General features: G+C 61.7%; 26 protein-coding genes. 13 read left to right on the top strand and 13 right to left on the bottom strand.

Annotated elements, in window-relative coordinates:
• The first annotated feature begins 105 nt into the window (after nucleotides 1-105).
• The 4 genes from rpmH to yihA all read left to right on the top strand — a co-directional run bounded on the left by rpmH (nucleotide 106) and on the right by yihA (nucleotide 3,241).
• The gene (gene rpmH, locus ATY29_RS30325) at nucleotides 106-240 is read left to right on the top strand and encodes a 50S ribosomal protein L34 (protein WP_003570740.1); all 135 of its coding nucleotides are present in this window, start codon (nucleotides 106-108) and stop codon (nucleotides 238-240) included.
• 21 nt (nucleotides 241-261) lie between these two features.
• On the top strand, nucleotides 262-663 hold the full coding sequence (rnpA, locus tag ATY29_RS30330; protein ID WP_003570741.1) for a ribonuclease P protein component: 402 nt from the start codon (nucleotides 262-264) through the stop codon (nucleotides 661-663).
• Complete coding sequence (gene yidC, locus ATY29_RS30335) at nucleotides 663-2,456, top strand: membrane protein insertase YidC (protein ID WP_003570743.1); 1,794 nt, start codon at nucleotides 663-665, stop codon at nucleotides 2,454-2,456. The genes rnpA and yidC overlap by 1 nt, the downstream gene beginning before the upstream one ends.
• Nucleotides 2,457-2,587: 131 nt before the next feature.
• Complete coding sequence (yihA, locus tag ATY29_RS30340; RefSeq protein ID WP_003570745.1) at nucleotides 2,588-3,241, top strand: ribosome biogenesis GTP-binding protein YihA/YsxC; 654 nt, start codon at nucleotides 2,588-2,590, stop codon at nucleotides 3,239-3,241.
• A gap of 23 nt (nucleotides 3,242-3,264) precedes the next feature.
• Here the strand turns inward: yihA and ATY29_RS30345 are convergent, their stop codons facing one another.
• The 3 genes from ATY29_RS30345 to ATY29_RS30355 form a co-directional block, all read right to left on the bottom strand.
• On the bottom strand, nucleotides 3,265-3,819 hold the full coding sequence (locus tag ATY29_RS30345; protein WP_025415224.1) for a fasciclin domain-containing protein: 555 nt from the start codon (nucleotides 3,817-3,819) through the stop codon (nucleotides 3,265-3,267).
• Between the two features lie 160 nt (nucleotides 3,820-3,979).
• Nucleotides 3,980-4,699 carry an anti-sigma factor gene (locus tag ATY29_RS30350; protein WP_025415223.1) on the bottom strand — a complete coding sequence of 240 codons (720 nt, stop codon included), beginning with the start codon at nucleotides 4,697-4,699 and terminating at the stop codon, nucleotides 3,980-3,982.
• Complete coding sequence (locus ATY29_RS30355; RefSeq protein ID WP_003570748.1) at nucleotides 4,696-5,247, bottom strand: sigma-70 family RNA polymerase sigma factor; 552 nt, start codon at nucleotides 5,245-5,247, stop codon at nucleotides 4,696-4,698. The genes ATY29_RS30350 and ATY29_RS30355 overlap by 4 nt, the downstream gene beginning before the upstream one ends.
• Nucleotides 5,248-5,379: 132 nt before the next feature.
• Between ATY29_RS30355 and argB the strand changes: the two genes are divergently transcribed.
• Nucleotides 5,380-6,267, top strand: a complete 888-nt coding sequence (argB, locus tag ATY29_RS30360) for an acetylglutamate kinase (RefSeq protein ID WP_097533643.1) — start codon at nucleotides 5,380-5,382, stop codon at nucleotides 6,265-6,267.
• A 198-nt stretch (nucleotides 6,268-6,465) separates the two neighbouring features.
• Here argB and ATY29_RS30365 read toward each other — a convergent pair whose 3' ends face one another.
• Entirely contained in the window at nucleotides 6,466-6,831 is a 366-nt protein-coding gene (locus tag ATY29_RS30365) for a metalloregulator ArsR/SmtB family transcription factor (RefSeq protein ID WP_097533644.1), read from the bottom strand.
• A gap of 168 nt (nucleotides 6,832-6,999) precedes the next feature.
• Between ATY29_RS30365 and ATY29_RS30370 the strand changes: the two genes are divergently transcribed.
• Together ATY29_RS30370 and ATY29_RS30375 are read left to right on the top strand one after the other, a co-directional pair.
• Nucleotides 7,000-7,944 carry an acyl-CoA desaturase gene (locus ATY29_RS30370; protein WP_097533645.1) on the top strand — a complete coding sequence of 315 codons (945 nt, stop codon included), beginning with the start codon at nucleotides 7,000-7,002 and terminating at the stop codon, nucleotides 7,942-7,944.
• Nucleotides 7,945-8,069: 125 nt separating this feature from the next.
• The gene (locus tag ATY29_RS30375) at nucleotides 8,070-9,218 is read left to right on the top strand and encodes an alpha-hydroxy acid oxidase (RefSeq protein ID WP_097533646.1); all 1,149 of its coding nucleotides are present in this window, start codon (nucleotides 8,070-8,072) and stop codon (nucleotides 9,216-9,218) included.
• A 68-nt stretch (nucleotides 9,219-9,286) separates the two neighbouring features.
• On the opposite strand, the gene ATY29_RS30380 is transcribed toward ATY29_RS30375, so the two are convergent.
• From ATY29_RS30380 to bchE, 3 genes are read right to left on the bottom strand one after another with little or no spacing between them, the layout of a single operon-like run.
• The gene (locus tag ATY29_RS30380; protein ID WP_003570753.1) at nucleotides 9,287-10,054 is read right to left on the bottom strand and encodes an isocitrate lyase/PEP mutase family protein; all 768 of its coding nucleotides are present in this window, start codon (nucleotides 10,052-10,054) and stop codon (nucleotides 9,287-9,289) included.
• Nucleotides 10,051-11,121: a bifunctional transcriptional activator/DNA repair enzyme AdaA gene (locus ATY29_RS30385; RefSeq protein ID WP_097533647.1), complete on the bottom strand. Its 1,071-nt coding sequence runs from the start codon at nucleotides 11,119-11,121 to the stop codon at nucleotides 10,051-10,053. The genes ATY29_RS30380 and ATY29_RS30385 overlap by 4 nt, the downstream gene beginning before the upstream one ends.
• A 55-nt stretch (nucleotides 11,122-11,176) precedes the next feature.
• Nucleotides 11,177-12,706 carry a magnesium-protoporphyrin IX monomethyl ester anaerobic oxidative cyclase gene (gene bchE, locus ATY29_RS30390; protein ID WP_097533648.1) on the bottom strand — a complete coding sequence of 510 codons (1,530 nt, stop codon included), beginning with the start codon at nucleotides 12,704-12,706 and terminating at the stop codon, nucleotides 11,177-11,179.
• Between the two features lie 188 nt (nucleotides 12,707-12,894).
• On the opposite strand from bchE, the gene ATY29_RS30395 reads away from it, so the two are divergent.
• Both ATY29_RS30395 and ATY29_RS30410 read left to right on the top strand, forming a co-directional pair.
• Nucleotides 12,895-13,608: a pyrimidine 5'-nucleotidase gene (locus ATY29_RS30395; RefSeq protein WP_003570756.1), complete on the top strand. Its 714-nt coding sequence runs from the start codon at nucleotides 12,895-12,897 to the stop codon at nucleotides 13,606-13,608.
• Between the two features lie 469 nt (nucleotides 13,609-14,077).
• A complete protein-coding gene (locus ATY29_RS30410) occupies nucleotides 14,078-14,719 on the top strand; it encodes an EF-hand domain-containing protein (protein ID WP_025415219.1) in 642 nt (213 codons plus the stop codon).
• A 79-nt stretch (nucleotides 14,720-14,798) separates the two neighbouring features.
• On the opposite strand, the gene ATY29_RS30415 is transcribed toward ATY29_RS30410, so the two are convergent.
• The gene (locus ATY29_RS30415; protein WP_003570758.1) at nucleotides 14,799-15,665 is read right to left on the bottom strand and encodes an LOG family protein; all 867 of its coding nucleotides are present in this window, start codon (nucleotides 15,663-15,665) and stop codon (nucleotides 14,799-14,801) included.
• 193 nt (nucleotides 15,666-15,858) lie between these two features.
• Between ATY29_RS30415 and dapD the strand changes: the two genes are divergently transcribed.
• The 3 genes from dapD (at nucleotide 15,859) to ATY29_RS30430 (ending at nucleotide 18,592) form a co-directional block, all read left to right on the top strand.
• Nucleotides 15,859-16,719 (top strand): 2,3,4,5-tetrahydropyridine-2,6-dicarboxylate N-succinyltransferase, encoded by an 861-nt coding sequence (gene dapD, locus ATY29_RS30420; protein WP_003570759.1) that lies wholly within the window; start codon nucleotides 15,859-15,861, stop codon nucleotides 16,717-16,719.
• A 96-nt stretch (nucleotides 16,720-16,815) separates the two neighbouring features.
• Nucleotides 16,816-18,009 carry a succinyl-diaminopimelate desuccinylase gene (gene dapE / locus ATY29_RS30425; protein ID WP_097533649.1) on the top strand — a complete coding sequence of 398 codons (1,194 nt, stop codon included), beginning with the start codon at nucleotides 16,816-16,818 and terminating at the stop codon, nucleotides 18,007-18,009.
• Nucleotides 17,996-18,592, top strand: coding sequence for a hypothetical protein (locus ATY29_RS30430; protein ID WP_003570761.1), 597 nt, complete (start codon nucleotides 17,996-17,998; stop codon nucleotides 18,590-18,592). The genes dapE and ATY29_RS30430 overlap by 14 nt, the downstream gene beginning before the upstream one ends.
• 6 nt (nucleotides 18,593-18,598) lie before the next feature.
• On the opposite strand, the gene truA is transcribed toward ATY29_RS30430, so the two are convergent.
• The 5 genes from truA to def form a co-directional block, all read right to left on the bottom strand.
• On the bottom strand, nucleotides 18,599-19,399 hold the full coding sequence (truA, locus tag ATY29_RS30435; protein ID WP_025415217.1) for a tRNA pseudouridine(38-40) synthase TruA: 801 nt from the start codon (nucleotides 19,397-19,399) through the stop codon (nucleotides 18,599-18,601).
• Entirely contained in the window at nucleotides 19,399-20,334 is a 936-nt protein-coding gene (gene fmt / locus ATY29_RS30440; RefSeq protein ID WP_097533650.1) for a methionyl-tRNA formyltransferase, read from the bottom strand. Before fmt ends, truA begins: the two co-directional genes overlap by 1 nt.
• 20 nt (nucleotides 20,335-20,354) lie before the next feature.
• Nucleotides 20,355-20,777 (bottom strand): type II toxin-antitoxin system VapC family toxin, encoded by a 423-nt coding sequence (locus ATY29_RS30445; RefSeq protein WP_003570764.1) that lies wholly within the window; start codon nucleotides 20,775-20,777, stop codon nucleotides 20,355-20,357.
• Entirely contained in the window at nucleotides 20,774-21,058 is a 285-nt protein-coding gene (locus tag ATY29_RS30450; RefSeq protein WP_097533652.1) for a FitA-like ribbon-helix-helix domain-containing protein, read from the bottom strand. Before ATY29_RS30450 ends, ATY29_RS30445 begins: the two co-directional genes overlap by 4 nt.
• A gap of 64 nt (nucleotides 21,059-21,122) precedes the next feature.
• Nucleotides 21,123-21,638, bottom strand: a complete 516-nt coding sequence (gene def / locus ATY29_RS30455) for a peptide deformylase (protein ID WP_003570766.1) — start codon at nucleotides 21,636-21,638, stop codon at nucleotides 21,123-21,125.
• Between the two features lie 231 nt (nucleotides 21,639-21,869).
• Here def and ATY29_RS30460 point away from each other — a divergent pair, with 231 nt between their 5' ends.
• On the top strand, nucleotides 21,870-23,093 hold the full coding sequence (locus tag ATY29_RS30460; protein ID WP_097533654.1) for a DNA recombination protein RmuC: 1,224 nt from the start codon (nucleotides 21,870-21,872) through the stop codon (nucleotides 23,091-23,093).
• Nucleotides 23,094-23,103: the final 10 nt, after the last annotated feature.

Raw genomic sequence — 23,103 nt, forward strand, 5'->3', positions numbered from 1 at the left:
CCGCACGTCCGGTCACTCAGCCTTTCATGGCCCGCCCGTTCGAAAAACAACGCTCCTTGCATTATGCAAATTCAAGAAGGGCCGCACTCCGCGGTGTTTAAATAAATGAAGCGTACCTACCAACCATCCAAGCTTGTTCGCAAGCGTCGCCACGGCTTCCGTGCGCGCATGTCCACCAAGGGTGGCCGCAAGGTCATCGCCGGCCGCCGCGCGCAGGGCCGCAAGCGTCTTTCGGCTTAAGGCCGGGTTGCCCGAGAAGAGATGGCGGGCGAATTGACGACCAAAGACCAGAAACACACTGTCGGGCGGCTGAAAAGTCGCCCGCAGTTTCTTGCCGTGCGCGAAGGCGAAAAACGCCGCGGCGGCCTCTTCCTTCTCGAAGTCCTTGACCGGAAGGAACCCGACAGCCAAGCCCGCGTCGGTTTCACAGTCACCAAAAAACATGGCAACGCGGTCGAACGCAACCGCATGCGCCGCCGCCTCAAAGAGGCGGTGCGGCTTCATGCGGGGTTTGCAATGCAGCCCGGACACGACTATGTGGTTGTCGCGCGCAGGGACGTGCTTGAGGCGTCCTTCAAAGAATTGGCCGCGGAGCTGAAATTTCGCGTGGAAACCAGGCCGAAACCCCGGCGCTCCGGAGACGGACGCCCCAGGAACGTATGATGGAAAAAAACCGCAATTACTTCATTGCGATCGCTCTCTCGGTGCTGATCGTCCTCGGCTGGCAGTTTCTCTATATGAATCCGCGCATCGAGGCTCAGCGCAAGGCGCAGGAAGCCCAGAAGGCGCAGCAGAAGACCGAACAGGTGCAGCAGCCCGCAGCCGACGGCACAGCGCCCGCCCCGACGACTGGCACCGCCCCTTCCGGTCAGGCCGTCGCCACGGCGACGCTCGATCAGGCGCTCGCAAAGAACCCGCGCGTCGTCATCGATACGCCTGCGCTTTCCGGCTCGATCAACCTCGCCGGCGCCCGGCTCGACGATCTGAAGCTCAAGGGCTATCACGAGACCGTCGACGATTCGAGCCCAACCATCACCCTGTTCAGCCCGGCGGAAACCAAGGACGGTTATTTCACCGAACTCGGCTATATCGGCAGCGACGCGACGGGCAACGTGCCCGGCGCCTCGACGCTCTGGACGGCGCCCGAGGGCGCCAAGCTCACCGACAAGACGCCGGTGACGCTTTCCTACACCAACGACAAGGGCCTGACCTTCACCCGGACGATTTCCGTCGACGAACGCTACATGTTCACCGTCGCCGACAAGATCGAAAACACCGGCCAGGCTCCCGTATCACTGTCTTCCTACGGCCGTGTGACGCGTTACAACAAGCCGACGACGCCCTCCGTCTACGTGCTGCATGAAGGTTTCATCGGCGTCATCGGCGATGACGGTCTCGTCGAAACCAAATATACCGCCGCCGAGAAGGAAGCCGTCATGCCGCCGAAATCCACCGGCGGCTGGCTTGGCATTACCGACAAATACTGGGCCGCGACGATCATTCCGCCGCAGACGTCAGCCTATGAAGCACGCTTCTCGCATTTTGCCGACGGCCAGCCGCGCTATCAGGCCGACTACAAGGACGACGCCTTCACCGTGGCGCCCGGCCAATCGATCGAGCTCAAGAACCTCGTCTTCGCCGGCGCCAAGGAAGTGCCCGTCATCGACGGCTATGAGACCAGCTATTCGATCCCAAAGTTCGACCGGCTGATCGACTGGGGCTGGTTCTATTTCATCACCAAGCCGATGTTCAAGCTGATGGACTTCTTCTTCCGCTACTTCGGCAATTTCGGCGTGGCGATCCTGTGCACGACCATCGTCGTCAAGGCGCTGTTCTTCCCGCTCGCCAGCAAGCAGTACGCTTCGATGGCGAACATGAAGCGCATGCAGCCGAAGATGGAGGAACTGAAGGCGAAATTCGCCGACGACCGCATGGGGCTGCAGCAGGCAACGATGCAGCTCTACAAGGAAGAGAAGATCAATCCGATCGCCGGCTGTTGGCCGGTGGCACTGCAGATCCCGATCTTCTTCTCGCTCTACAAGGTGATCTACATCACCATCGAAATGCGACATGCGCCGTTCTTCGGCTGGATCAAGGACCTTTCGGCCCCCGATCCGACGTCGATCGTCAATCTGTTCGGCCTGCTGCCGTTCGAAGCGCCGACGCTGCTGCATCTCGGCGTCTGGCCGCTGATCATGGGCATCACCATGTTCCTGCAGATGCGCATGAACCCGACGCCGCCCGATCCGACCCAGGCGATGATCTTCACCTGGATGCCGCTGGTGTTCATGTTCATGCTGGCAAGCTTCCCGGCCGGCCTGGTCATCTACTGGGCCTGGAACAACACGCTCTCGGTGATCCAGCAGTCGGTGATCATGAAGCGCCACGGCGTCAAGGTCGAGCTGTTCGACAATCTGAAGGGCCTGTTCCGACGAAAGACGGCGCCATCGAAATGATGCTTATAATAGCCCCGCTCCGGCGGGGCTTTTCTTTTTGGCTGGCTCCGTAAACCGCCTCGAAGCTTGACATCCGCCCACAAAACCACGAAGTCCGACAAAGACCGACCTCGGAGATCGCTGAGCCCCGCATGCCTGAAACCGAAAAGCCACTCTTCGGCCACCCATGGATCTTCATCCGCGGCGTCCCGTCGCTCAACTTCCTGCCGCCGGAAGGGCCGCTTGAGGTGGCCTTCGCCGGACGTTCTAATGTCGGCAAGTCGTCGCTGATCAATGCGCTGGTCGGCCAGAAGGGTCTGGCGCGCACGTCGAACACGCCGGGGCGCACGCAAGAACTCAATTACTTCGTTCCGGACGGCTATTCCGGCGAAGGCCAAGACCTGCCGCCGATGGCGATCGTCGACATGCCGGGCTATGGTTATGCGCAGGCCCCGAAGGAGCTTGTGGACAATTGGACTAAGCTCGTCTTCGATTATCTGCGCGGCCGCGCGACGCTGAAGCGCGTCTATGTGCTGATCGACAGCCGTCACGGCATCAAGAAGAACGACGATGACGTGCTTGATCTGCTCGACAAGGCGGCCGTCTCTTATCAGATCGTGTTGACCAAGACCGACAAGATCAAGGCGCCCGCCGTGCCGAAGCTGCTTGCGGAGACCGCGGAAAAGATCCGCAAGCGCCCGGCCGCCTATCCCGGCGTGCTGTCCACTTCGTCTGAAAAGGGCGACGGGATGGATGAATTGCGCCAGGCAATCGCTGAAACCGTCGGCATCGCCCACTGGAAATAGAAGGGGCGCCGATACGGATAGATTTACATCTTCGGCAGCAGCACCTTGTCGACGACGTGGATGACGCCGTTCGATTGCTTGACGTCGGCGATCGTCACATGGGAGACGCCGCCGTTTTCGTCGGTCAGGGTGATCTTGCCCTTGCTTTCCCTGGCTTTCAGCACGCAGCCGCCGACGGTCTTGATGTCGTGCTCGCCACCGTCATCCTTGATCATCTTGGCAACGGTCTTGGCCATCGCATCGGCGGCCACGACATGGCAGGTCAGAACCTTGGTGAGCGTCGCCTTGTTTTCCGGTTTCAGCAGCGTGTCGACGGTGCCCTTCGGCAGGGCGGCGAAAGCTTCGTTGGTCGGCGCAAACACGGTGAAGGGGCCCTTGCTCTCGAGTGTGCCGACCAGGCCGGCTGCCTTGACGGCGGCGACCAGCGTCGTGTGATCCTTGGAATTGACGGCATTTTCGATGATGTTCTTGCTGTCGAACATCGCCGCACCGCCGACGATCGGGTTCTTGGCGGCAGCAAAGGCGACGGCGGACAGGGCAGTGGCGAGCGCGAAGCCGCGCAATACGGACTTGATCATGATTTTCTCCTCTGGCCGGACAGCCTCCGCGGGCCTTATGCCTGAGCGTCGTCCGGACATTTCGAACTACGGAGGCCTGCGCCAAAGAGTTTCAGACAGGAGAAAATGATTTTACGGCCGGCGCCCGATCATGCCGGCGCCCCTTATGGCCGGCGCCCCATTATGGCCGACGTAACGGGCCGCTTGCGATCACCGGACCGGTCGCCTGGCCGGTCGGCGAACCACCGAAGGGCTCGAGGCTGACGGCAAGCGTTGCGCCATCGGAGAGATTCTTGCGCAGATCGGCGGGAATGACGAGTTCACCACTTTCACCCGGCTGGAAGACGCCGAGCGATTTCGGCGCGCCGCTGCCCGGCACCAGCCAAAGTTCCAGCGACTTCTCCTCCGGCTTGCCGGCGGCGACCGGCACGATCTTCAGCCGGCCGCTTTGCAGTTCGTAGGAGGCGACAAGATTGATGGCGTTGTTCTGGCCGGAAAGCGAGGCGACCAGCGGTGTCGGCCCCTGCGGCTGCGGCACCACGCCGGAGGCGAAGATCACGGCGCTGACGGCGACGACGATGCAGGCAAAGCTCAGCGAGCGCCAGAAACCCGCCGAATTCCACAGCCCTTGCGAAAAGGATGGGGATTTTCCGGCATCGCCGAAAAGCCGCGCCTCGATCTGCTTGAAGGTTTCCCGGCTTGGGGCGGCGGTCTCATAATCGTCATTGAAGGCGGAAAGGTTGGTTTCCCAGCGGCTGACGATCGCCGCAAACGGCCGATCGTGGCGCATGCGCTCTTCCACCACCCGGCGATCCTGCAGCGACAGGACGCCAAGCACATATTCGCCGGCGAGAACCTCGTCGCGGGAGCGGTCTCCCTTGCTTTTGTCGGGCGATGTCATCGTTCCATGCACTCTCTCAGTTTCAAGAGGCTGCGCCTGAGCCAGGTCCGCATCGTGTTCAGCGGGACACCAAACTGATCGGCCAGTTCCTGATAGCTCAGCCCTTCGACATAAGCCCGTTTCACCGCGACCGCACGATCAGCTTCCAACTCTTCCATGCAGGTGTCAATCCGCCTTCCTTCATCCTTTGTGACCGTCTGCATTTCCGGGTCGGGCGCTGCATCGGCAAGATCGTAGGCGCTGTCGATTTCGTCGGCGACAGGCTTGCGCGCTCGCAGTGCATCGATCGACCGGTTGCGGGCAATTGCCGAGAGCCAGGCCGAGGACGAACCCGTGGCTGCCTGGAAACTTCCAGCCCTTTGCCAGATGCTGATATAGACTTCCTGCAGGGTTTCCTCGGCCTCGGTGCGATCCCTCAAGATACGCAGGCAGATCGCAAAAAGTTTCGGTCCGGTCTGGTTGTAGAGGGCCGTGAAGGCCGTGCGGTCGCCGAGCGCGACGCGGCCGATCAGGTCCTTGATCTCATCGCCTTGCCTGCTGTTCGTCATGTCATGCTGCCCTGCCCGAGGAGGCTGAAGTTCGCCGGTTCCGTGCCACATACGAAAAACTATTGCCCTCTGGATTATTCCCTCTGTCGGAAACTTGCGATAAAAGGCCGCGAACAATTCTGCGGGGTCCCCATGAACGAGTCCGAAAGCGAACTGCAGGCACGGCTTCTGGCCAAGGCGCTGCCCTTCATGCAGCGTTACGAGAACAAGACGATCGTCGTGAAATATGGCGGCCACGCCATGGGCAACCCCGAGCTCGGCAAGGCCTTTGCCAGCGACATCGCGCTGTTGAAGCAATCGGGCGTCAACCCGATCGTCGTTCACGGCGGCGGCCCGCAGATCGGCGCCATGCTGAACAAGATGGGCATCGAATCGAAATTCGAGGGCGGGCTGCGCGTCACCGACCAGAAGACGGTCGAGATCGTCGAGATGGTGCTGGCCGGGTCGATCAACAAGGAGATCGTCGCGCTGATCAACCAGACCGGCGAATGGGCGATCGGCCTTTGCGGCAAGGACGGCAACATGGTCTTCGCCGAAAAGGCGCGCAGGACCGTCAAGGATCCCGATTCCAATATCGAGCGCGTGCTCGATCTCGGCTTCGTCGGCGAAGTGGTCGAGGTCGACCGGACGTTGCTCGATCTGCTCGCCCGTTCCGAGATGATCCCGGTGATCGCGCCGGTCGCACCCGGCCGCGACGGCGCCACCTATAATATCAATGCCGACACCTTCGCCGGCGCCATTGCCGGCGCGCTGAACGCCACCCGCCTGCTGTTCCTGACCGATGTGGCAGGGGTGCTCGACAAGAACGGCCAGCTGATCAAGGAGCTTTCCGTCGCCGAAGCGCATGCGCTGATCGCCGACGGCACGATCTCCGGCGGCATGATCCCGAAGGTCGAGACCTGCATCGACGCGATCAAGGCCGGCGTCCAAGGCGTCGTGATCCTAAACGGCAAGACCGCCCATTCCGTCCTGCTCGAGATCTTCACCGAGCACGGCATCGGAACGCTGATCGTTCCCTGATTAAGGGCTGCGCCCTTCACCGGAACGAGGGGCGCATCTTCCTCGCCCTAGCGGATGGGCGGACTCGCAATCGACGCAGGCTCTAAATCGCCGCGTCCTGGGCTTTTCCATCGGGCGCAGGCGCCCTCTCCAAATGCTTCCCCTTTTCTCGCGATCCACCATCCGGCGACCACGCCGGCAGAGGATCCGTCTGGAAGTTCAAGGCGCCTCCTTCACGCGGGCGCGCGCCTGGCTTTCCTTCTTGATCGGCCGGCCGACCGGGCAGACCTCCTGTACAAAGCCGTTCAGCGTGTTGACGAGATTGTTCTCGATCAGAGAATAGTGAACGAACTGGCCCTGTTTCTCGCGTCTGATCAGCCCGGCAGTTTCGAGGATGGACAGATGCTGCGAAACAGCGGGCTTGGACATGCTGAAGCGGTCGGCGATCTCGCCAGCGGTCAGGCCCGATGCCGAGAGATAGGCGAGGATCTTCCGCCGTGGTGCACTGGAAAGCGCGTGGAATACGCGCTGGGCGGCGCTGACAGAGCTGCCTTCTGCAGTGTCATCGAAAGTCTTATCTTCCAAGTCCAGTCTCCATGCTTGCGGCATCACCGCGTCGATCGGCGATTAATTAAGCAATTAATGTATTGCTTAATTAATTTCATTCATGCAAAGTAATTAGATAATTGCTTAATTAATGAATTGGCGGGCGATGTTCAAGTGGAGAAAGCGCCCAATCGGAAGGAGCTTGTCATGAGCAGTATTTCCACCGAGCGGATGATCGATAACCGCAGCGATTCAGTGAAGGGCAAAGTGGTCTGGATGCCCGTAAAGTCGATCTGGATCACCGCCATGACCCTGATTGCCATTATTGGCGGGCCACTGACCTTCACCTGGAGCGCCTTTGCCGTCTTTATCCTCTCGACCGCCATCACCATCTGCCTCGGTCATTCGGTCGGCATGCACCGGCTTCTGATCCACCGCTCCTTCGGTACGCCTCTCTGGATCGAGCGTTTCCTCGTTTATCTCGGTACGCTGGTCGGCATGGCCGGTCCCTTCGGCATGATCTACGCCCACGACATTCGCGACTGGGCGCAACGGCAGCAGAACTGCCATGACCTCTATGCCCATCGGCGGTCTTTCCTCATCGACGCCTTCTGGCAGATGCATTGCGTCGTGGAGCTCGACCATCCGCCACGCTTCGTCCTCGATGCGCGTGAGCGGCGCGACCGCTTCTATCGTTTCCTCGAGGCGACATGGATGGCGCAGCAGCTTCCCTTGGGACTCCTGCTCTTCATCCTCGGCGGCCTGCCATGGGTAGTCTGGGGTATCGCCGTACGGATATCGGTGTCACTGACCGGACACTGGCTGGTCGGTCATTTCGCGCATCGGGCCGGTCATCAGGGCTGGAGTGTCGATAATGTAGCGGTGCAGGGTTATAATCTGCCGGGTTTCGGGCTGGTGACGTTCGGCGAGAGCTTCCATGGCAACCATCATGCTTTTCCGGAATCGGCGCGGCTCGGCATCGAGCCGGGGCAACTGGACCTCGGTTGGCATTTCATCCGGCTGCTGGCGACGCTGGGTCTGGCTTCGGCGATCAAGCTCCCGCACATGATCGTGCCAAGGCGAGGATTGCGGCGCGTCAACACCTCTGAAGCTTCTGGTGGCAGTCGGCCCCCACATCACGCGGCCGGCTAGGCGGAATCGCGTCCGTGAATGCGATATCTCCTCTTGGGGGCCGGAAATCGCCCAATGAAGCCTTGGCAAGATTTGGAATCGTGCTTTAGGTTGCCGCCCGAAATCAAAACGGGTCGAGCAAAAAGATGCGCCTTAGAGACTGCTATAATTTCCACGATTTCCGGCGCATGGCCAAACGGCGGCTTCCCGGGCCGATCTTCGACTATATCGATGGTGCGGCCGATGACGAGGTGACCTATCGGCGCAATAGCGCGGCCTTCGAGGCTTGCGATCTGGTGCCCGACGTTCTTAGGGGCGTGGCCGAGGTCGACATGTCGGTGACGGTCATGGGGCAGAAGCTGGCAATGCCGGTCTATTGCTCGCCGACGGCGCTGCAGCGGCTTTTTCACCACCAGGGAGAGCGGGCGGTCGCGGCGGCGGCGGGAAAACACGGCACGATGTTCGGCGTTTCCTCGCTCGGCACGATCAGTCTGGAGGAAGCCCGCCAGATCAGCGCCGGGCCGCAGGTCTATCAGTTCTATTTCCACAAGGACCGCGGTCTCAACCACGAGATGATGGCGCGAGCGAAGAATGCCGGCGTGCAAGCGATGATGCTGACGGTCGACAGCATCACCGGCGGCAACCGCGAGCGCGACAAGCGGACGGGATTTGCCATTCCCTTCAAGCTCAATCTCGCCGGCATGATGCAGTTTGCGATCAAGCCGTCCTGGGCGATCGACTGGATGACGCATGAGGCTTTCCGGCTGCCGCAGCTGGAAAACCACGTGAAGATGGATGGCGGCGCGCTGTCGATCAGCCGGTACTTCACCGAAATGCTCGACCCCTCGATGTCGTGGAGCGACGTGGCTGACATGGTGCAAGCCTGGGGCGGACAATTCTGCCTGAAGGGCATCATGTCGGTCGAAGACGCCAAGCGCGCGGTCGAGATCGGCTGCACCGGCATCGTACTGTCCAACCACGGCGGCCGCCAGCTCGACGGCTCGCGTAGCGCTTTCGATCAGCTGGCCGAAATCGTCGATGCCGTCGGCGACCGGATCGACGTAATGATGGATGGCGGCGTGCAGCGGGGCACGCATGTTCTCAAGGCGCTGTCGCTGGGGGCGAAGGCGGTCGGCCTCGGCCGCTACTATCTCTTCCCGCTTGCAGCCGCCGGACAGCCCGGCGTCGAGCGGGCGCTGGAGACGATGCGCACCGAGATCGAACGCGACATGAAGCTGATGGGCTGCACTTCGGTCGACCAGCTGACGCGGCGCAATCTGCGCTTCCGTTCCTGAATAGGCGGCGGCAATTGAAAATGTTGCCGCGCCGCGCGGTTTGAAAGTCGCGCGGCGCTCTAATCTGATCAGAGGCTGTAGATCGCCGCCGCTTCCTGTTTCAGCTTTTCCATCATCGACCGGTAAGGCCCCGGGCCATAACTGATGCGGCCGACGCCGAGCTTTGCCAGGGTCTTCACATCGGGGGCGCCTGCCCGCATCATGATATTGACCGGCAGCGTCGATGCCGCGCAGATCTTTTCGATCAAGGCGGGATCGATCAGGCCGGGCACGAAGAAGCCGTTGCCGCCGGCGGCCGCATAGGCCCTGCCCCGCTCGATCGCCTCGTCCACCAGGCCGGCATGTTTGGAAAGATCGCTCTCGGCCAGAAAAAGATCGGTGCGGGCGTTGATGAAGAAGGGGATATCCTTGCCGTCGGCCATGGCGCGAATGGCGCGGATGCGGTCCGCCTGGCTCTCGACGGAATAGAGCCCCTCGCCGGCGACCACCCGATCTTCGAAATTGATGCCGATGGCGCCGACCTCCACCAGCCTGGCGACATTGGCGGCCGCTCCCTCGGGCTCGGCCGAATAGGCGCCTTCGAAATCGACTGAGAGCGGCAGGTCGACAGCATCGGTGATGGATTTCGCCGTGTCCACCAGCACCGACATCGGCAGCTTCTCGCCATCGGCAAATCCATGGGCGGCGGCGACCGACCAACTTCCCGTCGCAAGCGCCTTGGCGCCGGCATCGGCAACGGCCTTTGCCGTGCCGGCATCCCAGATATTGTAGAGGACGATCGGGTTGCCCTTCTGGTGAAGCGCGGCGAATGCCTTGGCCATCTCAGTCTGGTTCATGCTGTTTCCTCCATCCTTGTTTGCATGCTGATCTTCTCTTCATGCCGCAGCAGCCATTGCTTGCGCCAGAGCCCGCCGCCGTAACCGGTCAAAGAACCATCGGCGCCGAGGACACGGTGACAGGGCACGATGATGGCAAGCTGGTTGGCGCCGTTGGCGCGGCCGACGGCGCGTACCACTTCCGGCCTTTCCATCTCCCGTGCAAGATCGCCATAGGCGCGCGTCTGGCCCGGAATGTCCATCAGCTTTGCCCAGACATGTTTTTCGAACGGCGTGCCGCCGAGCGCCAATGGCGTTTTGAAAACCGTGAGCCGCCCCTCGAAATAATCGCGGATCTCCGCCTCGATCTGGTCGATCGCCGCGGTGCGGCCGATCGCGACCGAGGAGCGGACGCGCTTCTGCAGCGCTTCGAGTTCGCTCAGTAGCGCCTTGCGATCGTGAAATTCGAGCAGATGCAGATGGGTCTTGTCGGCAACCGCGATCATCGGCCCGAGCGGCGTGTCGAACCAGTCGGCAAAGAGCAGTTCGCGGTTCTGCGCAAGCGCCGGCGCCTTGCCGACGAGCCGCTGGAATGCCGTGCGGAAGCCGCTCGGGGATTCATATCCGGCATCGATCTGCGCATCGATGACACGCGCGCCGTCCGCCAGCTGCCGGGCCGCTTCGCCGAGCCTGACATAGCGGACGATGTCATGGAAGGTCATGCCGAGCGCTCGCTTGAAGGCGCGGCGCACGGTCGAGGGATCATAACCGCGGCGCATGAGTTCATCCTCGGTCCAGCGAACCTCCAGCTCGCTGCCGAGCGCGGCGAGCAATGCGTCGACGATCGCCTCCCTGCCCGGCTGCTCCAGCGGCCGGCAGCGCTGGCAGGGGCGGAAACCGGAATGCATGCAGGCGGCGATCGTCTCGAAGAACAGGGTGTTCTCGCGCTTCGGCTTGCGCGCCGGGCAGGTCAGGCGGCAGAAGATGCCTGTCGTCTTGACGCAGACATAGGCCTGGCCCTCATAATCGGCGCTACGCGCGATCAAGGCATCATAGAGCGTATCATCGTCGGGGCGTTCGAAAAGCATACCCGCCTTCTAACACCCCGCGCCTGCCGCGTCCGCCGAAAATCAGGCGTCTATTTTATTCCGCCGCGTCGAGGCTTTTCATATGCCGTTGCGGACGCAGCATCGACTCCTCCTCGGCATCCTGCGGCGCACCCCAGAAATTCTCGAGCGTCGGGCCATCCTTCAGGTGGCGGCGACGGAAAAGGAACTCGAGGATCTCATGAAACCAGACGCGGCGGCCCATCTCAGTATACCAACGCATGGAATGGCGCTGCTCGCGGTCGCGATGGAAGAGGATACGCATCAGCGCCTTCGGCCGCGCCTGGACCGCAACCTCGATGAGCTTGACGCAGGCGACCAGCACGACCGGGTTCAGATGCCGCATCTTCAAGACCTGATGCTTGTAATCCCATTTGCGGATATCGGTCTCGATCACCTGCCGGTCGCGGGCGAAACGGAAAAAGGGCGTCCAGCGATGCGGGGTGACGTAAAGTGCCTGGATCTGGTCGGGATCATAGGAGAGCAATTGCCGGAAGCCGCGCCAGAGATCACGCAGCTTCTCCTCCTCGAAGCCGACGACCCAGGTCGCCATGGAGAGGATATCATGCTGGCGCAAGAGGCGGATTGCCTCCCGGTCGGTTGCCTTGGCCCCGCCCTTCCTGATCAGCGCCAAGGTTGCCTCGTCGGTGTTTTCCATGCCGAGAAGCCAGCGCACGACGCCGGCCTGGCGGTAAAGATGCAGGATATCGGCATCACGGACGATATCATCCGCCCGCGTCGAGCCGACGATCTGCACCGGCACATTCTCAGCGATCATCGCCTCGAGGAAGGCCCGCCAGGCCTTGCGCGACGAGGTCGGGTTCTCGTCGGCAAGATTGATCAGTTCGACGCCTTGTTCGCGATAGAGCCTGGCGATCTCGCGGGCAAACAGCTCCGGCGAACGGTGACGCCAGCGGGTCCAGAAGCCGCGCTGGCCGCAATAGTTGCAAAGATGCGGACAGCCGCGGGAGAACTGCATCACGACGGCGCGTTTGCCGCCCCAATAGCTATAGTCGGCATGGTCGATCAGTTCCCAACCGACGCGATAAGCATCGAGATCGGCGATCGCCTGCGCGGGCTGGGTTGCCTGGATTTGACCATGAGCGTCCCGATAGGCAATGCCGGGAATGGTTGCGAGCGGGCGGCCCGTTGCCAGGCAATCGGCAAGGCGCCGCATCGATTCCTCGCCTTCGCCGCGTACGAGGATATCGAATGCCTTCGTCTCGGCCAGTACCTCGCGCCAATGGTAAGTGGGAAAGACGCCGCCATAGACGATCCGGGTTGCAGGATTGCTGCGCTTGACAGCCTCTGCGATCACTCTGGCGGTGGGATGGGCCGACGTCGAGCCGGAATGGCCGATCAGCACCAGATCGGGGTGGCTCGCCACCGCTCGACTAACAATCTCCGCCATCGCCATCGGTCCGAACTCGGCATCGATAAGGCTGACACTATGGCCGTCGTCGATCAGCGGCCCCCCGACCGAGAGCAGGCCGAGCGGCGGAAGGTGATCATCGGGAATACGGCTGCCGATCGCGGTATGCGGCGGATTGATCAGAACGATCTTCATGCGACTTTACCCTTGCGGGTCCCCCTGTCTGACGCAGGCAGAAAGTCACCAGCGGTCAATGGCAATATTCAGCCGAAATCTTCTTAAAGTTGTGAAAATCTAGCGGCTTTTTTGGGGGCGACGGCCGCAACCAGGCCGCCCAAGCAAAAGGCTTTGGTTTCCCAGGGCAGCCATGGCATAAGACCGCCATGACCAAGATCGACCGCACGCCTGACAAAGCCGATTTCGCACACGTCACAGACTGGGTCTTTGACCTCGACAACACGCTCTATCCGCATCATGTCAATCTCTTCGCCCAGATCGACAAGAACATGACCGCTTATGTCGCGACGCTCTTACAGATGGAGCGGGACGAGGCGCGCAAGCTGCAGAAGCAATATTACCTCGAGCATGGTACGACGCTGCAGGGGCTGATGATCCATCACGGCATCGATCCGAACGACTTCCTCGAAAAGGCGCATGCGATCGACTATTCGGCGCTGACGCCGCAGCCGGAACTCGGCGCGGCGATCAAGGCGCTGCCGGGGCGCAAATTCATCTTTACCAATGGCAGCGTCAAGCATGCAGAAATGGCGGCCGAAGCCCTCGGCGTTCTCGAGCATTTCGACGACATCTTCGATATCGTCGCCGCCGACTACGTGCCGAAGCCGGCGCAGGCGACCTACGACAAGTTCACGGCATTAAAACGCGTCGAAACGAGCAAGGCGGCGATGTTCGAAGATCTGCCGCGCAACCTGACAGTGCCTAAGGCGCTCGGCATGCAGACCGTGCTGCTGGTGCCGCGCAATCTCGAAGAGACGGTCGTCGAATGGTGGGAAAAGACCAGCGGCGAAGAGGATCATATCGATTTCGTCACCGACGACCTCGCCGCCTTTCTCGGCAAGATTACCGGTTCGGCCTAGAGCCTTTCCGGGTTAGATTGCAGCATTCTGTTGGCTCAAACGGAGTCGGATGGTCGACCGGCCGGCGCGCGTCGTAGCAAAGCTCTATGGCCAAGCCGGCCGGCCGATCAGCCGGCCCGTTTCAGCCAACCCTCGCGCAGATTTGCCTTGGCAAATCTGCAAGACTCACGAAACGCCGGACGCACTTATCGCTTCGCCATGGCGAAGCGGTGCGGCCGGTGGGCCGGGCATCTCTAGCCAGGATCATAGGCGATCGGCTCGGAGTACCTTGGGGTATGCCTTCGCCAATCGCCTTTGCCCTGACGAAAGCCTGCTCCGGCAGAATGCTGCAATCTAATCCGGAAGGCTCTAAGTAACCGGCTGGCAGCATTACCAAAGTTTCATTCAGCTTACCGATGTTTAACTGGGTCTTTGCGCCCTGCTGCCGTAGCTTTCTTCGTGAGGGGACACCTCACGAAAGGCAAATACGATGTATCGCAACAAGCTGATATTGGCAGCGCTTTCCTCCACCCTCGTCTTCGGCGCAGCCGCCGGGGCAGGCTATGCCGCACCCGGCGACGGGCCGCGTCAGCACGCCGGCAGGGACCATCCGGGCCCGGGCCGCGATGCCTTCCTCGAAATCACCTATGTCCGCATGCTCAAGCAATTCGACACGAACAAGGATGGCAAGGTCTCCAAGGAAGAGGCGACCGCCGGCCTCGACAAGGTTTTCGCTGCGATCGACACCAATAATGACGGCTCCCTCACGCCTGGCGAAATCGGCGCATACCAGAAGGCGCAGATGCAGGCGATGAGAGATCAACGCAAGAAGGACGCGGGCGAAAACATGGATGCGGATACAGCAGCCGCGACGCCTGATAATAACGACCAGGGACGGCCGCCACACGACGGTCACGGCGGGCATGACGGTCGTGACGGGCATCGCTGGATGCGCCATGGCGCCCCCTTCATGCGCGCCTCGATGATGATGCACCGGGTCGATACCGACCAGAACGGCCAGATTTCCAAACCGGAAGCCGTCGCCGCCTTCGACAAGCTGTTTGCGCGGATGGACCGCAACAAGGACGGCGTCATCTCGATCGACGACATGCCGGACCGGCCGCTGCTGTAAGGCCGGCCGAACCATTGCCTCCGCTCTTTCCCCGCTCAGTGGGGAAAGAGCCACGTCTCACGATCGAGGTACTGAGGCGCTATTCGCGATGTTCGTAGAAATCCTGGATGATCTTCCAGGCGGCTTCGGCCGTGTCGACGAAGCTGATCAGCTTGACATCGTCGGGCGCGATGGTGCCGAATTCGGCCAATGCGTCGAAATTGACGATGCTGCGCCAGAACGCCTCGCCGAAGAGGATCAATGGCAGGCGCTCCATGCGGCCAGTCTGGATCAGCGTCAAGCACTCGAAGAATTCGTCGAGTGTTCCAAAGCCGCCCGGAAAGACCGCGATCGCTTTGGCGCGCACCATGAAATGCATCTTGCGAATGGCGAAATAGTGGAAGTTGAAGCTGAGTTCCGGTGTCACATAGGCGTTCGGCGCCTGCTCGTGCGGCAGCACGATATTCAGGCCGATCGACGGGGCGCCTTCGTCGGCCGCGCCGCGATTGCCGGCTTCCATCACGCCGGGGCCGCCGCCGGTGACGATGACATATTCGTGGAAATCGAGGCTTGCCGAATATTTCGAGCAGAGCCGGGCGAATTTGCGCGCCTCGTCATAATAGACGGAAGCCGCCTCCAGATTGACGCGCTGGACATCGTTGCGGGCAGCCCAGGCGCTCTGGCCCGGGGCGGGAATGCGGGCGCCGCCGAACATGACGACGGTCGACTTGATGCCGCGTTCGGTCAACATCATTTCCGGCTTCAACAGTTCCAGCTGCAGGCGGATCGGCCGCAACTCCTCGCGGCAAAGGAAATCCTCGTCGACATAGGCAAGGCGGTAGGCGGGCGACATCGTCTGCGGCGTCTTCGGCACCGCCGCGGCGCGCTGCCTGTCGGTCGAGCTGCTCTTTAGCGGGTCCCATACGCCATCCTTGCGCCGCGATCCGCCGTTTCGTCCCTTCGCCATGTCGAAATGCCTTTCAGTCCTGCCGGCCATAGTGCCGGATATGTCGCTATAACGCCTTGAATCCAGGTTGATCTTGCCCGAAAATTCATTCCATTCTACGGGTGCATGCTGTAGAGCAGGACACAATCCCGCCAACCGCAATTCCGGAGATCTTACCGTCTCCACGATAAAGATCGAAGTTTAAGGAATTCTCATGAGCGCCACCGACCTCGCATCCCTCGAAAAGACCATCGAAGCCGCCTTCGACAATCGCGACAATGTGAACACGTCGACCAAGGGCGAGGTTCGCGATGCGGTCGAAGCAGCACTCGACCTGCTCGATGCCGGCAAGGTCCGTGTGGCGACGCGCGGCGCCGATGGCGCCTGGACGGTCAATCAGTGGCTGAAGAAGGCCGTGCTCCTGTCCTTCCGCCTCAACGACATGGAGGTGGTCAAGGGCGGCTCGGGCAATTCCACCTGGTGGGACAAGGTGCCTTCCAAATTCGAGAACTGGGGCGAGAACCAGTTCCGCGCCAGCGGCTTCCGTGCCGTGCCGAACTGCGTCGTGCGCCGCTCGGCCTATATCGCTCCGAATGCGATCCTGATGCCCTCCTTCGTCAATCTCGGCGCCTATGTCGGCGAAGGCACGATGGTCGACACCTGGGCGACGGTCGGCTCCTGCGCGCAGATCGGCAAACATGTGCATCTCTCCGGCGGCGTCGGCATCGGCGGCGTGCTGGAGCCGATGCAGGCCGGCCCGACGATCATCGAAGACAATTGCTTCATCGGCGCCCGTTCGGAAGTGGTCGAAGGCTGCATCATCCGCGAAGGCTCGGTGCTCGGCATGGGCGTCTATATCGGCAAGTCGACCAAGATCGTCGACCGCGCCACCGGCGAGGTGAGCTACGGCGAAGTCCCGCCCTATTCCGTCGTCGTCGCCGGCTCGATGCCGTCGGGCAATGCCACCATGGGCAACGGCCAGCCGGCGCCGCATCTCTACTGCGCCGTCATCGTCAAGCGCGTCGATGAAAAGACCCGCTCCAAGACCGGCATCAACGAGCTGCTCAGAGATTGATGACACCAGGACATTGATCCGGTAAACAGGCGGCGTCCTTTACGCGAGGCGCCGCCTTGCCATGTCTTTGCCATTCCCGCCGGATAGTTCGACGCCATGAGCCCTACCGATCCCGTCGCCAATCTTCAGACGCTGATTCGCTGCCCCTCCGTGACACCGGCCGAAGGCGGCGCGTTGTCTGCGCTCGACACCATGCTTGCGCCGCTCGGCTTCACCGTCGACCGCGTGAAGGCGAGCGAAGAGGGAACGCCCGATATCGAAAACCTCTATGCCCGGCTCGGCACGGACGGCCCGCATCTGATGTTTGCCGGCCATACCGATGTCGTGCCAGTCGGCGACGAGGCGGCCTGGAGCCATCCGCCCTTTGCCGCCGAGATTGCCAAAGGCGAGCTTTTCGGCCGCGGCGCCGTCGATATGAAGGGCGGCATCGCCTGTTTCGTCGCTGCCGTCGCCCGCCATATCGAAAAGAACGGGCCACCGCCCGGCTCGATCTCTTTTCTGATCACCGGCGACGAAGAAGGCCCGGCGATCAACGGCACGATCAAGCTCTTGCAATGGGCGGCCGAGCGCGGCGAACGCTGGGATGCCTGCCTTGTGGGCGAGCCGACCAATCCTGCGAGCCTCGGCGACATGATCAAGATCGGCCGGCGCGGTTCGCAGTCGGGCAGGATCACCGTGCACGGCGTCCAGGGGCATGCCGCCTATCCGCATCTTGCCGACAATCCGGTGCGCGGCATGCTGCAGCTGACCCAAGCGCTGATGGACCCGCCCTTCGACAGCGGCACCGACGACTTCCAGCCGTCGAACCTCGAGGTGACCACGGTCGATGTCGGCAATCCGGCGACCAATGTCATTCCGGCCAAGGCCTCGGCAAGTTTCAACATCCGCTTCAACGACAGCTGGACGGCCGAGACGCTGCGCGCCGAAATCCTCCGGCGCCTCGATGCCGCCGCCGGCAGCGGCCAGCTCAGGCCCGGCCGCGAACCGGTGAAATACGATATCGAGTGGGCCGACCGGCCAAGCCATGTTTTCCTGACGCGCAACAATGCACTGATCGCCTCGCTGTCTTCAGCTATCGAGAGCGTCGCCGGCCGGTCGCCGCAGCTTTCGACCACCGGCGGCACGTCGGATGCGCGCTTCATCAAGGATTATTGCCCGGTCGTCGAGTTCGGCCTTGTCGGCCAGACGATGCACATGGTCGATGAACGCGTCGCCGTTTCCGATCTGGAAACGCTGACGGCAATCTACGAGACTTTCATCGCCCGCTGGTTCGCCAATGCCAGGCTTTAAGGAAGTCCAGTACTATCTGGCCGGCCTCTGGCTGCTGATCCGGCTGGATCCGCGCGGTTTCCGCTACCTCGATATGTCCGAGCGCGGCGTCAACCGCTCGTTCTGGGCGATCGCCTGGTGCCTGCCGCCGATGGGCATTTCCTGGCTCTGGTGGCGACAGGTCTTTCTGCGGTCGATGCCGCCGGAAGCCGATGTCGGCTTTGCCTTCTATCTCAGGCTCGGCCTCGTCGAGCTCGCCAACTGGTTCGTGCCGCTGGTTTTTGCCGGGCTGCTGCTGCTGGCCTTCCGCATGGGTGAGCGTTTCGCGCCTGTCGTCGTCAGCGTCAACTGGCTCGGCGTGCCGCTCTCCTATATCAACGGGCTGTTGCTGGCGATGGTGGTCTTCCTTCCCGGCTCCGTCGGCCTTGTCTCGCTGCTGCTGCTTGCCTTCATGCTGGCGCAGGTCTTCGTGCTGGCGCGCATTCTGCGGATGATCTGCCACGGCCACCCGCTGATGGTCGGGGCAATGACGCTGGTGCTGCTCGTGCCATCGATGATCCTTTCGGAATATCTGCAGCACTTCCTCGGCATCTATCCGGTCTGACGAAGCTTACGATTGATCGTCATCGGGATCGCTGACCGGCCTGCGGCGGTCGGGAATCACGTCGGGATAATCCACCTGCAGGAAATAGAGCCCGTCGGGCGGCGCCACGGGGCCGCAGGCCTTGCGGTCGCGCGCCTCAAGCGCTGCCTCGACATCGTCAGGCGTCCATTTGCCTTCGCCGGCAAGCTTCAGCGTGCCGGCGAAGGAACGGATCTGATTGTGGAGGAAGCTCTGCGCCGTGGCGCGGATCTCGATCAGCTCGCCGTTGCGCGTCACATCCAGCCGGTCGAGCGTGCGCACCGGGCTGTTTGCCTGGCAATGAGCGGCACGGAAGGTGGAGAAATCGTGCCGGCCGACCAGCCTCTGGGCGGCGGCGTGCATGGTCTCGTGGTCGAGCAGCTTCGGCACCCACCAGGCCTTGCCGGCTTCGAGCGCCAGCGGCGCGCGGCGGCTGACGATGCGGTAGAGGTAATGGCGCCTGAGCGCCGAGAAGCGGGCATCGAAGAATTCGGGAGCTGTCTCGACATCGAGAATGGCGACACGTTCACCGGCAAGCCTCAAATGCGCGTTCAAGGCATTCTGCAGCTGATAGGGCGACCAGTCCTTCGAAAGATCGGCATGGATCACCTGCCCCATGGCGTGGACGCCGGAATCGGTGCGCCCGGCGCCGCGGACCGAGACCGTCTCGCCGGTCAGCGACAGTACCGCGGCTTCGATCGCGCCCTGTACCGAGGGACCGTTCTCCTGCCGCTGCCAGCCGACATAGGGGCCGCCGTCATATTCGACGGTCATGCGGAAACGCGGCATCAGGAAAGCCTCGTGCCTGCGCCAAGCGGCGTGCCCCGGAGGAAATCGGCTGCCGCCAGCGGCTTGCCGCCGGCCTTCTGCAGCCGTGTCAGCCGCACCGCGCCCAACGCGCAGGCGACCACGAGATCATCGCTCAGCAATTGCCCGGCCGGCCCCTGCCCTGCAGCCAGCTCCGAGCCCAGCACCTTCACCCGCTCCGGCTTGCCGCCGATCATAAGCTCGAACCAGGCGCCCGGAAATGGCGCCAAGCCGCGGATATGATTGTGCACATCGCTCGCGCTCCTTCCGAAATCGATGCGCGTCTCGCCCTTGTCGATCTTGGCGGCATAGAGCGCGCCCTCTTCCGGCTGCGGCGTCAGCGGCAGGTCGTTCATCTCGAGCTTCACCATGGCCTCCGTCATCGCCTTGGCGCCGACCTGCATCAGCCGGTCATGCAACTCGCCTGCCGTCATGTTGACGCCGATCTCGACCTCACGGGTCAATGCGACGGGGCCGGTATCGAGGCCCTTGTCCATCTTCATCACCATCACGCCGGTCTTATCGTCACCGGCCATGATCGCCCGCTGGATGGGAGCAGCTCCCCGCCAGCGCGGCAGCAGCGAAGCATGGCCGTTATAGCAGCCGTCGCGGGTGCCGTTCAAAATCGCCTCCGGCAGCAGCAATCCGTAGGCGACGACGACGGCGACATCGGCCTTGAGGGCGGCAAACCGCTCGCGCTCCTCGGCATCCTTGAAATTGACCGGCGTGAAAACGGGAAGACCGAGCAGTTCCGCCGCCTGATGCACCGGCGATTTCTGCAGATCGAGCCCGCGCCGCCCGCCCGGCCTCGGCGGCTGCGTATAGACCGCGACGACCCGGTGGCCCGCGTCGACGAGCAGGCGTAGGGTCGGAACCGAGAACTCCGGGGTTCCCATGAAGATGATGCTAAGAGACATTCTATCTCGCCAATTGAGGATCAACCGTCTTCAAACGGGTTTACGAGCTTGAGATCAAGACCTTCGAAATCTCTGGTGTTGCGGGTGGCGAGCGTCGCGCCGTTGGCAAGGCAGATAGCGGCAATCATCGCGTCCTGGACCGAAATCGGCCGCCCGATGTTTTCACGTTTCGCCCGCAGGCGCCCAGTTGCCATGGCCGCTTCCAAATCCCAGCCGACGATACGGTCACGAAATTGGCCTTTCACCAAATTCTCGATGGCGCGAAAGAAGCGATCCGATCCGGTCTTCAAGAGAACCCTTTCAGCGCCGTAAATCTGCTCCATCAAGCCGACGGTGCAAAGCCAGATTCTCGAGCTGTCCTGCCGCAACATCCAAGCCTTTACATTTTCATGGGGTAATGACCTGGCAAACTCGGAAACTACATTCGTATCGAGAACGATCATTCGAAGTCCTCGAACGGCAGGCCAAAATCCTTTTTCCGCGCGGCCTCGATTTCCTCCATGATTGCAGCAAATTCGTCGTCTACCGCGTCTTCTCTTTCGAAAGCGGCGCGTATCGCTGCATAGGCCGACATAGCCTCAGGCTTTGCTTCGGTTTTTCTTTGAAGCGCTTCCCGCAAAAGCTCCTTGGCCTCGTCGGAAAGACTGTTTCCACTGCGCTGCGCCGATTCCGCAATGTCTCGCTTCATCGCCTCGGAAATATTCCTGATCAGAAAATCACCCATGCGGCGCCTCCATCATGATATCACTGATATCATAGCGCGTTGCCGATGAATTTTCAACGCGTCGTCAGAGCGCCTTGGATTTCGCCGCCTTGGTGAACTTCTTGATCACCATTTCGCGCTTCAGCCGCGAAATGTAATCGATGAACAGCACCCCGTTCAGGTGATCGATCTCGTGCTGCAGGCAGGTGGCCAGCAGGCCATCGGCATCCACCGTCTGTTCCTTGCCGTTGCGGTCGAGATATTTGACCGAGACGACAGCCGGGCGCTCGACCTCGGCATAATAATCCGGGATCGACAGGCAGCCCTCCTCATAGACCGAACGCTCGTCGGAGGATTTGACGATCTCGGGGTTGATGAAGACTTGCGGCTGCTTCTCCTCACCCTCGCGCGACACGTCGATGACGAGCATGCGGCGCGGCACGCCGATCTGGATCGCTGCAAGGCCGATGCCCGGCGCGTCGTACATGGTTTCCAGCATATCATCGGCAAGACGTTGCAGGTCGGCGTCGACCCGCTCGATCGGCTTGGAGGCCTGGCGGAGAATAGGATCGGGAAGAATGATGAGTGGCTTGATGGTCATGGCGTTCCCATAACCCATCTTTTCCGACTATGGAATTATCCGGCAGGCGGGGAAGCCGCTTTTTTGCATCCTCGCCCGGAATTTCGCCATATTCGCCTCAGCCGCCCGGCGGGCGGCAGTATCTGGACGACCGCCGTTCTGGCGCTAGCCGTAGCGCGAAGATATTGGGGATTGCCAATTTCGTTCACGTTTTGATCTATATATTGCCACCTCTTCTGTTATGGTTGCGGTATGACCGTCAATTCCGATTCGTTCACTCTGTCGCTTGCCTCGATCAGCCCGGCCACGCTGGCGCTTGCCGGTGGGGTTCTCCTGGCCGTCGTCCTTCTGGTGATCGTCCTTCTGCTGCGCGGCGCAAGCCTTCGCCGCGAGCAGGCGGAAGAGGCGAATTTGCGCGCGGCTGAAGGCGACGCGCGCATGGCCGAGCTTTTAAAGATCCAGGCGGAGATGCAGGGCCGCATCGCGGCGATGACCGAAGTCTTCGGCGCGCGGCAGAGTGAGCTCAACCAGGCGATTAGCCAACGCCTCGACGGCATGTCGCAGCGGGTCAACTCGACGATCACCGAGCAGACCAAATCGACGCATGAGAATTTGCAGCGGCTGCAGGAGCGGCTGGCGGTGATCGATGCGGCGCAGAACAATATCCAGACGCTCGCCAAGGATGTCGTCGGGCTGCAGACCATTCTTTCCAACAAGCAGACGCGCGGCGCCTTCGGCCAGTCGAGGATGGAGACGATCGTCGCCGACGGCCTGCCGATGGGTGCCTATGGCTTCCAGCAGACGCTATCGAACGGCTCGCGGCCGGACTGCACGATCCGCATGCCGAACGGCGCGCCGCCGCTGGTGATCGATGCGAAATTTCCGCTCGAAGCCTGGAACGCCATCCGCGACGCCGGCAGCCCGGAGGCCGGCAAGATCGCCGGCCAGCAGTTCCGCCGCGACATGGAGGTCCATATCAGGGACATTTCCGAGAAATATCTGATCCACGGCGAAACCCAGGATACGGCCTTTCTCTTCGTGCCGTCGGAATCGATCTTCGCCGAGATCCACGAAAACTTCGAAGCCCTGGTGCAGAAGGCGCACCGCGCGCGCATCGTCATCGTCTCGCCGTCGCTGCTGATGCTGTCGATCCAAGTCATCCAGGCCGTGCTCAAGGACCAGCGCATGCGGGCGCAGGCGCATCTGATTCAGGGCGAAGTGGCGATCCTGATGGACGATCTCGGCCGCTTGGACGAGCGGGTGCGCAGGCTGCAAGGCCATTTCGCCATGGCGCAGAAGGATATCGACATGGTGGTCACCTCGGCCGACAAGCTGACCAAGCGCGGCGCCAAGATTGAAGCGCTGGAATTCGAGGCCGGCGGCGACAGCAAACCGGGTCGCGACAACGAACCCGCCGCCAAATCGGTGGAAAGCCGCACCGGTCTTCTCAAGCTGCGGGTGGTTGACGAGGAGTGACTGCTTCGGG

The sequence above is a fragment of the Rhizobium hidalgonense genome, from assembly GCF_002914525.1.
Lineage (GTDB): Bacteria > Pseudomonadota > Alphaproteobacteria > Rhizobiales > Rhizobiaceae > Rhizobium > Rhizobium hidalgonense.

What these genes read in the sequence shown, in the direction of transcription:
- dapD (WP_003570759.1), top strand. Translation starts at nt 15,859, where the DNA reads ATGAGCGCCACCGACCTCGCATCCCTCGAAAAGACCATCGAAGCCGCC.
- def (WP_003570766.1), bottom strand. Translation starts at nt 21,638, where the DNA reads ATGACCATCAAGCCACTCATCATTCTTCCCGATCCTATTCTCCGCCAG.
- rpmH (WP_003570740.1), top strand. Translation starts at nt 106, where the DNA reads ATGAAGCGTACCTACCAACCATCCAAGCTTGTTCGCAAGCGTCGCCAC.
- ATY29_RS30355 (WP_003570748.1), bottom strand. Translation starts at nt 5,247, where the DNA reads ATGACGAACAGCAGGCAAGGCGATGAGATCAAGGACCTGATCGGCCGC.
- truA (WP_025415217.1), bottom strand. Translation starts at nt 19,399, where the DNA reads ATGCCGCGTTTCCGCATGACCGTCGAATATGACGGCGGCCCCTATGTC.
- ATY29_RS30380 (WP_003570753.1), bottom strand. Translation starts at nt 10,054, where the DNA reads ATGAACCAGACTGAGATGGCCAAGGCATTCGCCGCGCTTCACCAGAAG.
- ATY29_RS30370 (WP_097533645.1), top strand. Translation starts at nt 7,000, where the DNA reads ATGAGCAGTATTTCCACCGAGCGGATGATCGATAACCGCAGCGATTCA.
- ATY29_RS30375 (WP_097533646.1), top strand. Translation starts at nt 8,070, where the DNA reads ATGCGCCTTAGAGACTGCTATAATTTCCACGATTTCCGGCGCATGGCC.
- fmt (WP_097533650.1), bottom strand. Translation starts at nt 20,334, where the DNA reads ATGTCTCTTAGCATCATCTTCATGGGAACCCCGGAGTTCTCGGTTCCG.
- rnpA (WP_003570741.1), top strand. Translation starts at nt 262, where the DNA reads ATGGCGGGCGAATTGACGACCAAAGACCAGAAACACACTGTCGGGCGG.
- ATY29_RS30415 (WP_003570758.1), bottom strand. Translation starts at nt 15,665, where the DNA reads ATGGCGAAGGGACGAAACGGCGGATCGCGGCGCAAGGATGGCGTATGG.
- ATY29_RS30385 (WP_097533647.1), bottom strand. Translation starts at nt 11,121, where the DNA reads ATGCTTTTCGAACGCCCCGACGATGATACGCTCTATGATGCCTTGATC.
- dapE (WP_097533649.1), top strand. Translation starts at nt 16,816, where the DNA reads ATGAGCCCTACCGATCCCGTCGCCAATCTTCAGACGCTGATTCGCTGC.
- argB (WP_097533643.1), top strand. Translation starts at nt 5,380, where the DNA reads ATGAACGAGTCCGAAAGCGAACTGCAGGCACGGCTTCTGGCCAAGGCG.
- ATY29_RS30395 (WP_003570756.1), top strand. Translation starts at nt 12,895, where the DNA reads ATGACCAAGATCGACCGCACGCCTGACAAAGCCGATTTCGCACACGTC.
- ATY29_RS30345 (WP_025415224.1), bottom strand. Translation starts at nt 3,819, where the DNA reads ATGATCAAGTCCGTATTGCGCGGCTTCGCGCTCGCCACTGCCCTGTCC.
- ATY29_RS30445 (WP_003570764.1), bottom strand. Translation starts at nt 20,777, where the DNA reads ATGATCGTTCTCGATACGAATGTAGTTTCCGAGTTTGCCAGGTCATTA.
- yidC (WP_003570743.1), top strand. Translation starts at nt 663, where the DNA reads ATGGAAAAAAACCGCAATTACTTCATTGCGATCGCTCTCTCGGTGCTG.
- bchE (WP_097533648.1), bottom strand. Translation starts at nt 12,706, where the DNA reads ATGAAGATCGTTCTGATCAATCCGCCGCATACCGCGATCGGCAGCCGT.
- yihA (WP_003570745.1), top strand. Translation starts at nt 2,588, where the DNA reads ATGCCTGAAACCGAAAAGCCACTCTTCGGCCACCCATGGATCTTCATC.
- ATY29_RS30460 (WP_097533654.1), top strand. Translation starts at nt 21,870, where the DNA reads ATGACCGTCAATTCCGATTCGTTCACTCTGTCGCTTGCCTCGATCAGC.
- ATY29_RS30450 (WP_097533652.1), bottom strand. Translation starts at nt 21,058, where the DNA reads ATGGGTGATTTTCTGATCAGGAATATTTCCGAGGCGATGAAGCGAGAC.
- ATY29_RS30350 (WP_025415223.1), bottom strand. Translation starts at nt 4,699, where the DNA reads ATGACATCGCCCGACAAAAGCAAGGGAGACCGCTCCCGCGACGAGGTT.
- ATY29_RS30410 (WP_025415219.1), top strand. Translation starts at nt 14,078, where the DNA reads ATGTATCGCAACAAGCTGATATTGGCAGCGCTTTCCTCCACCCTCGTC.
- ATY29_RS30430 (WP_003570761.1), top strand. Translation starts at nt 17,996, where the DNA reads ATGCCAGGCTTTAAGGAAGTCCAGTACTATCTGGCCGGCCTCTGGCTG.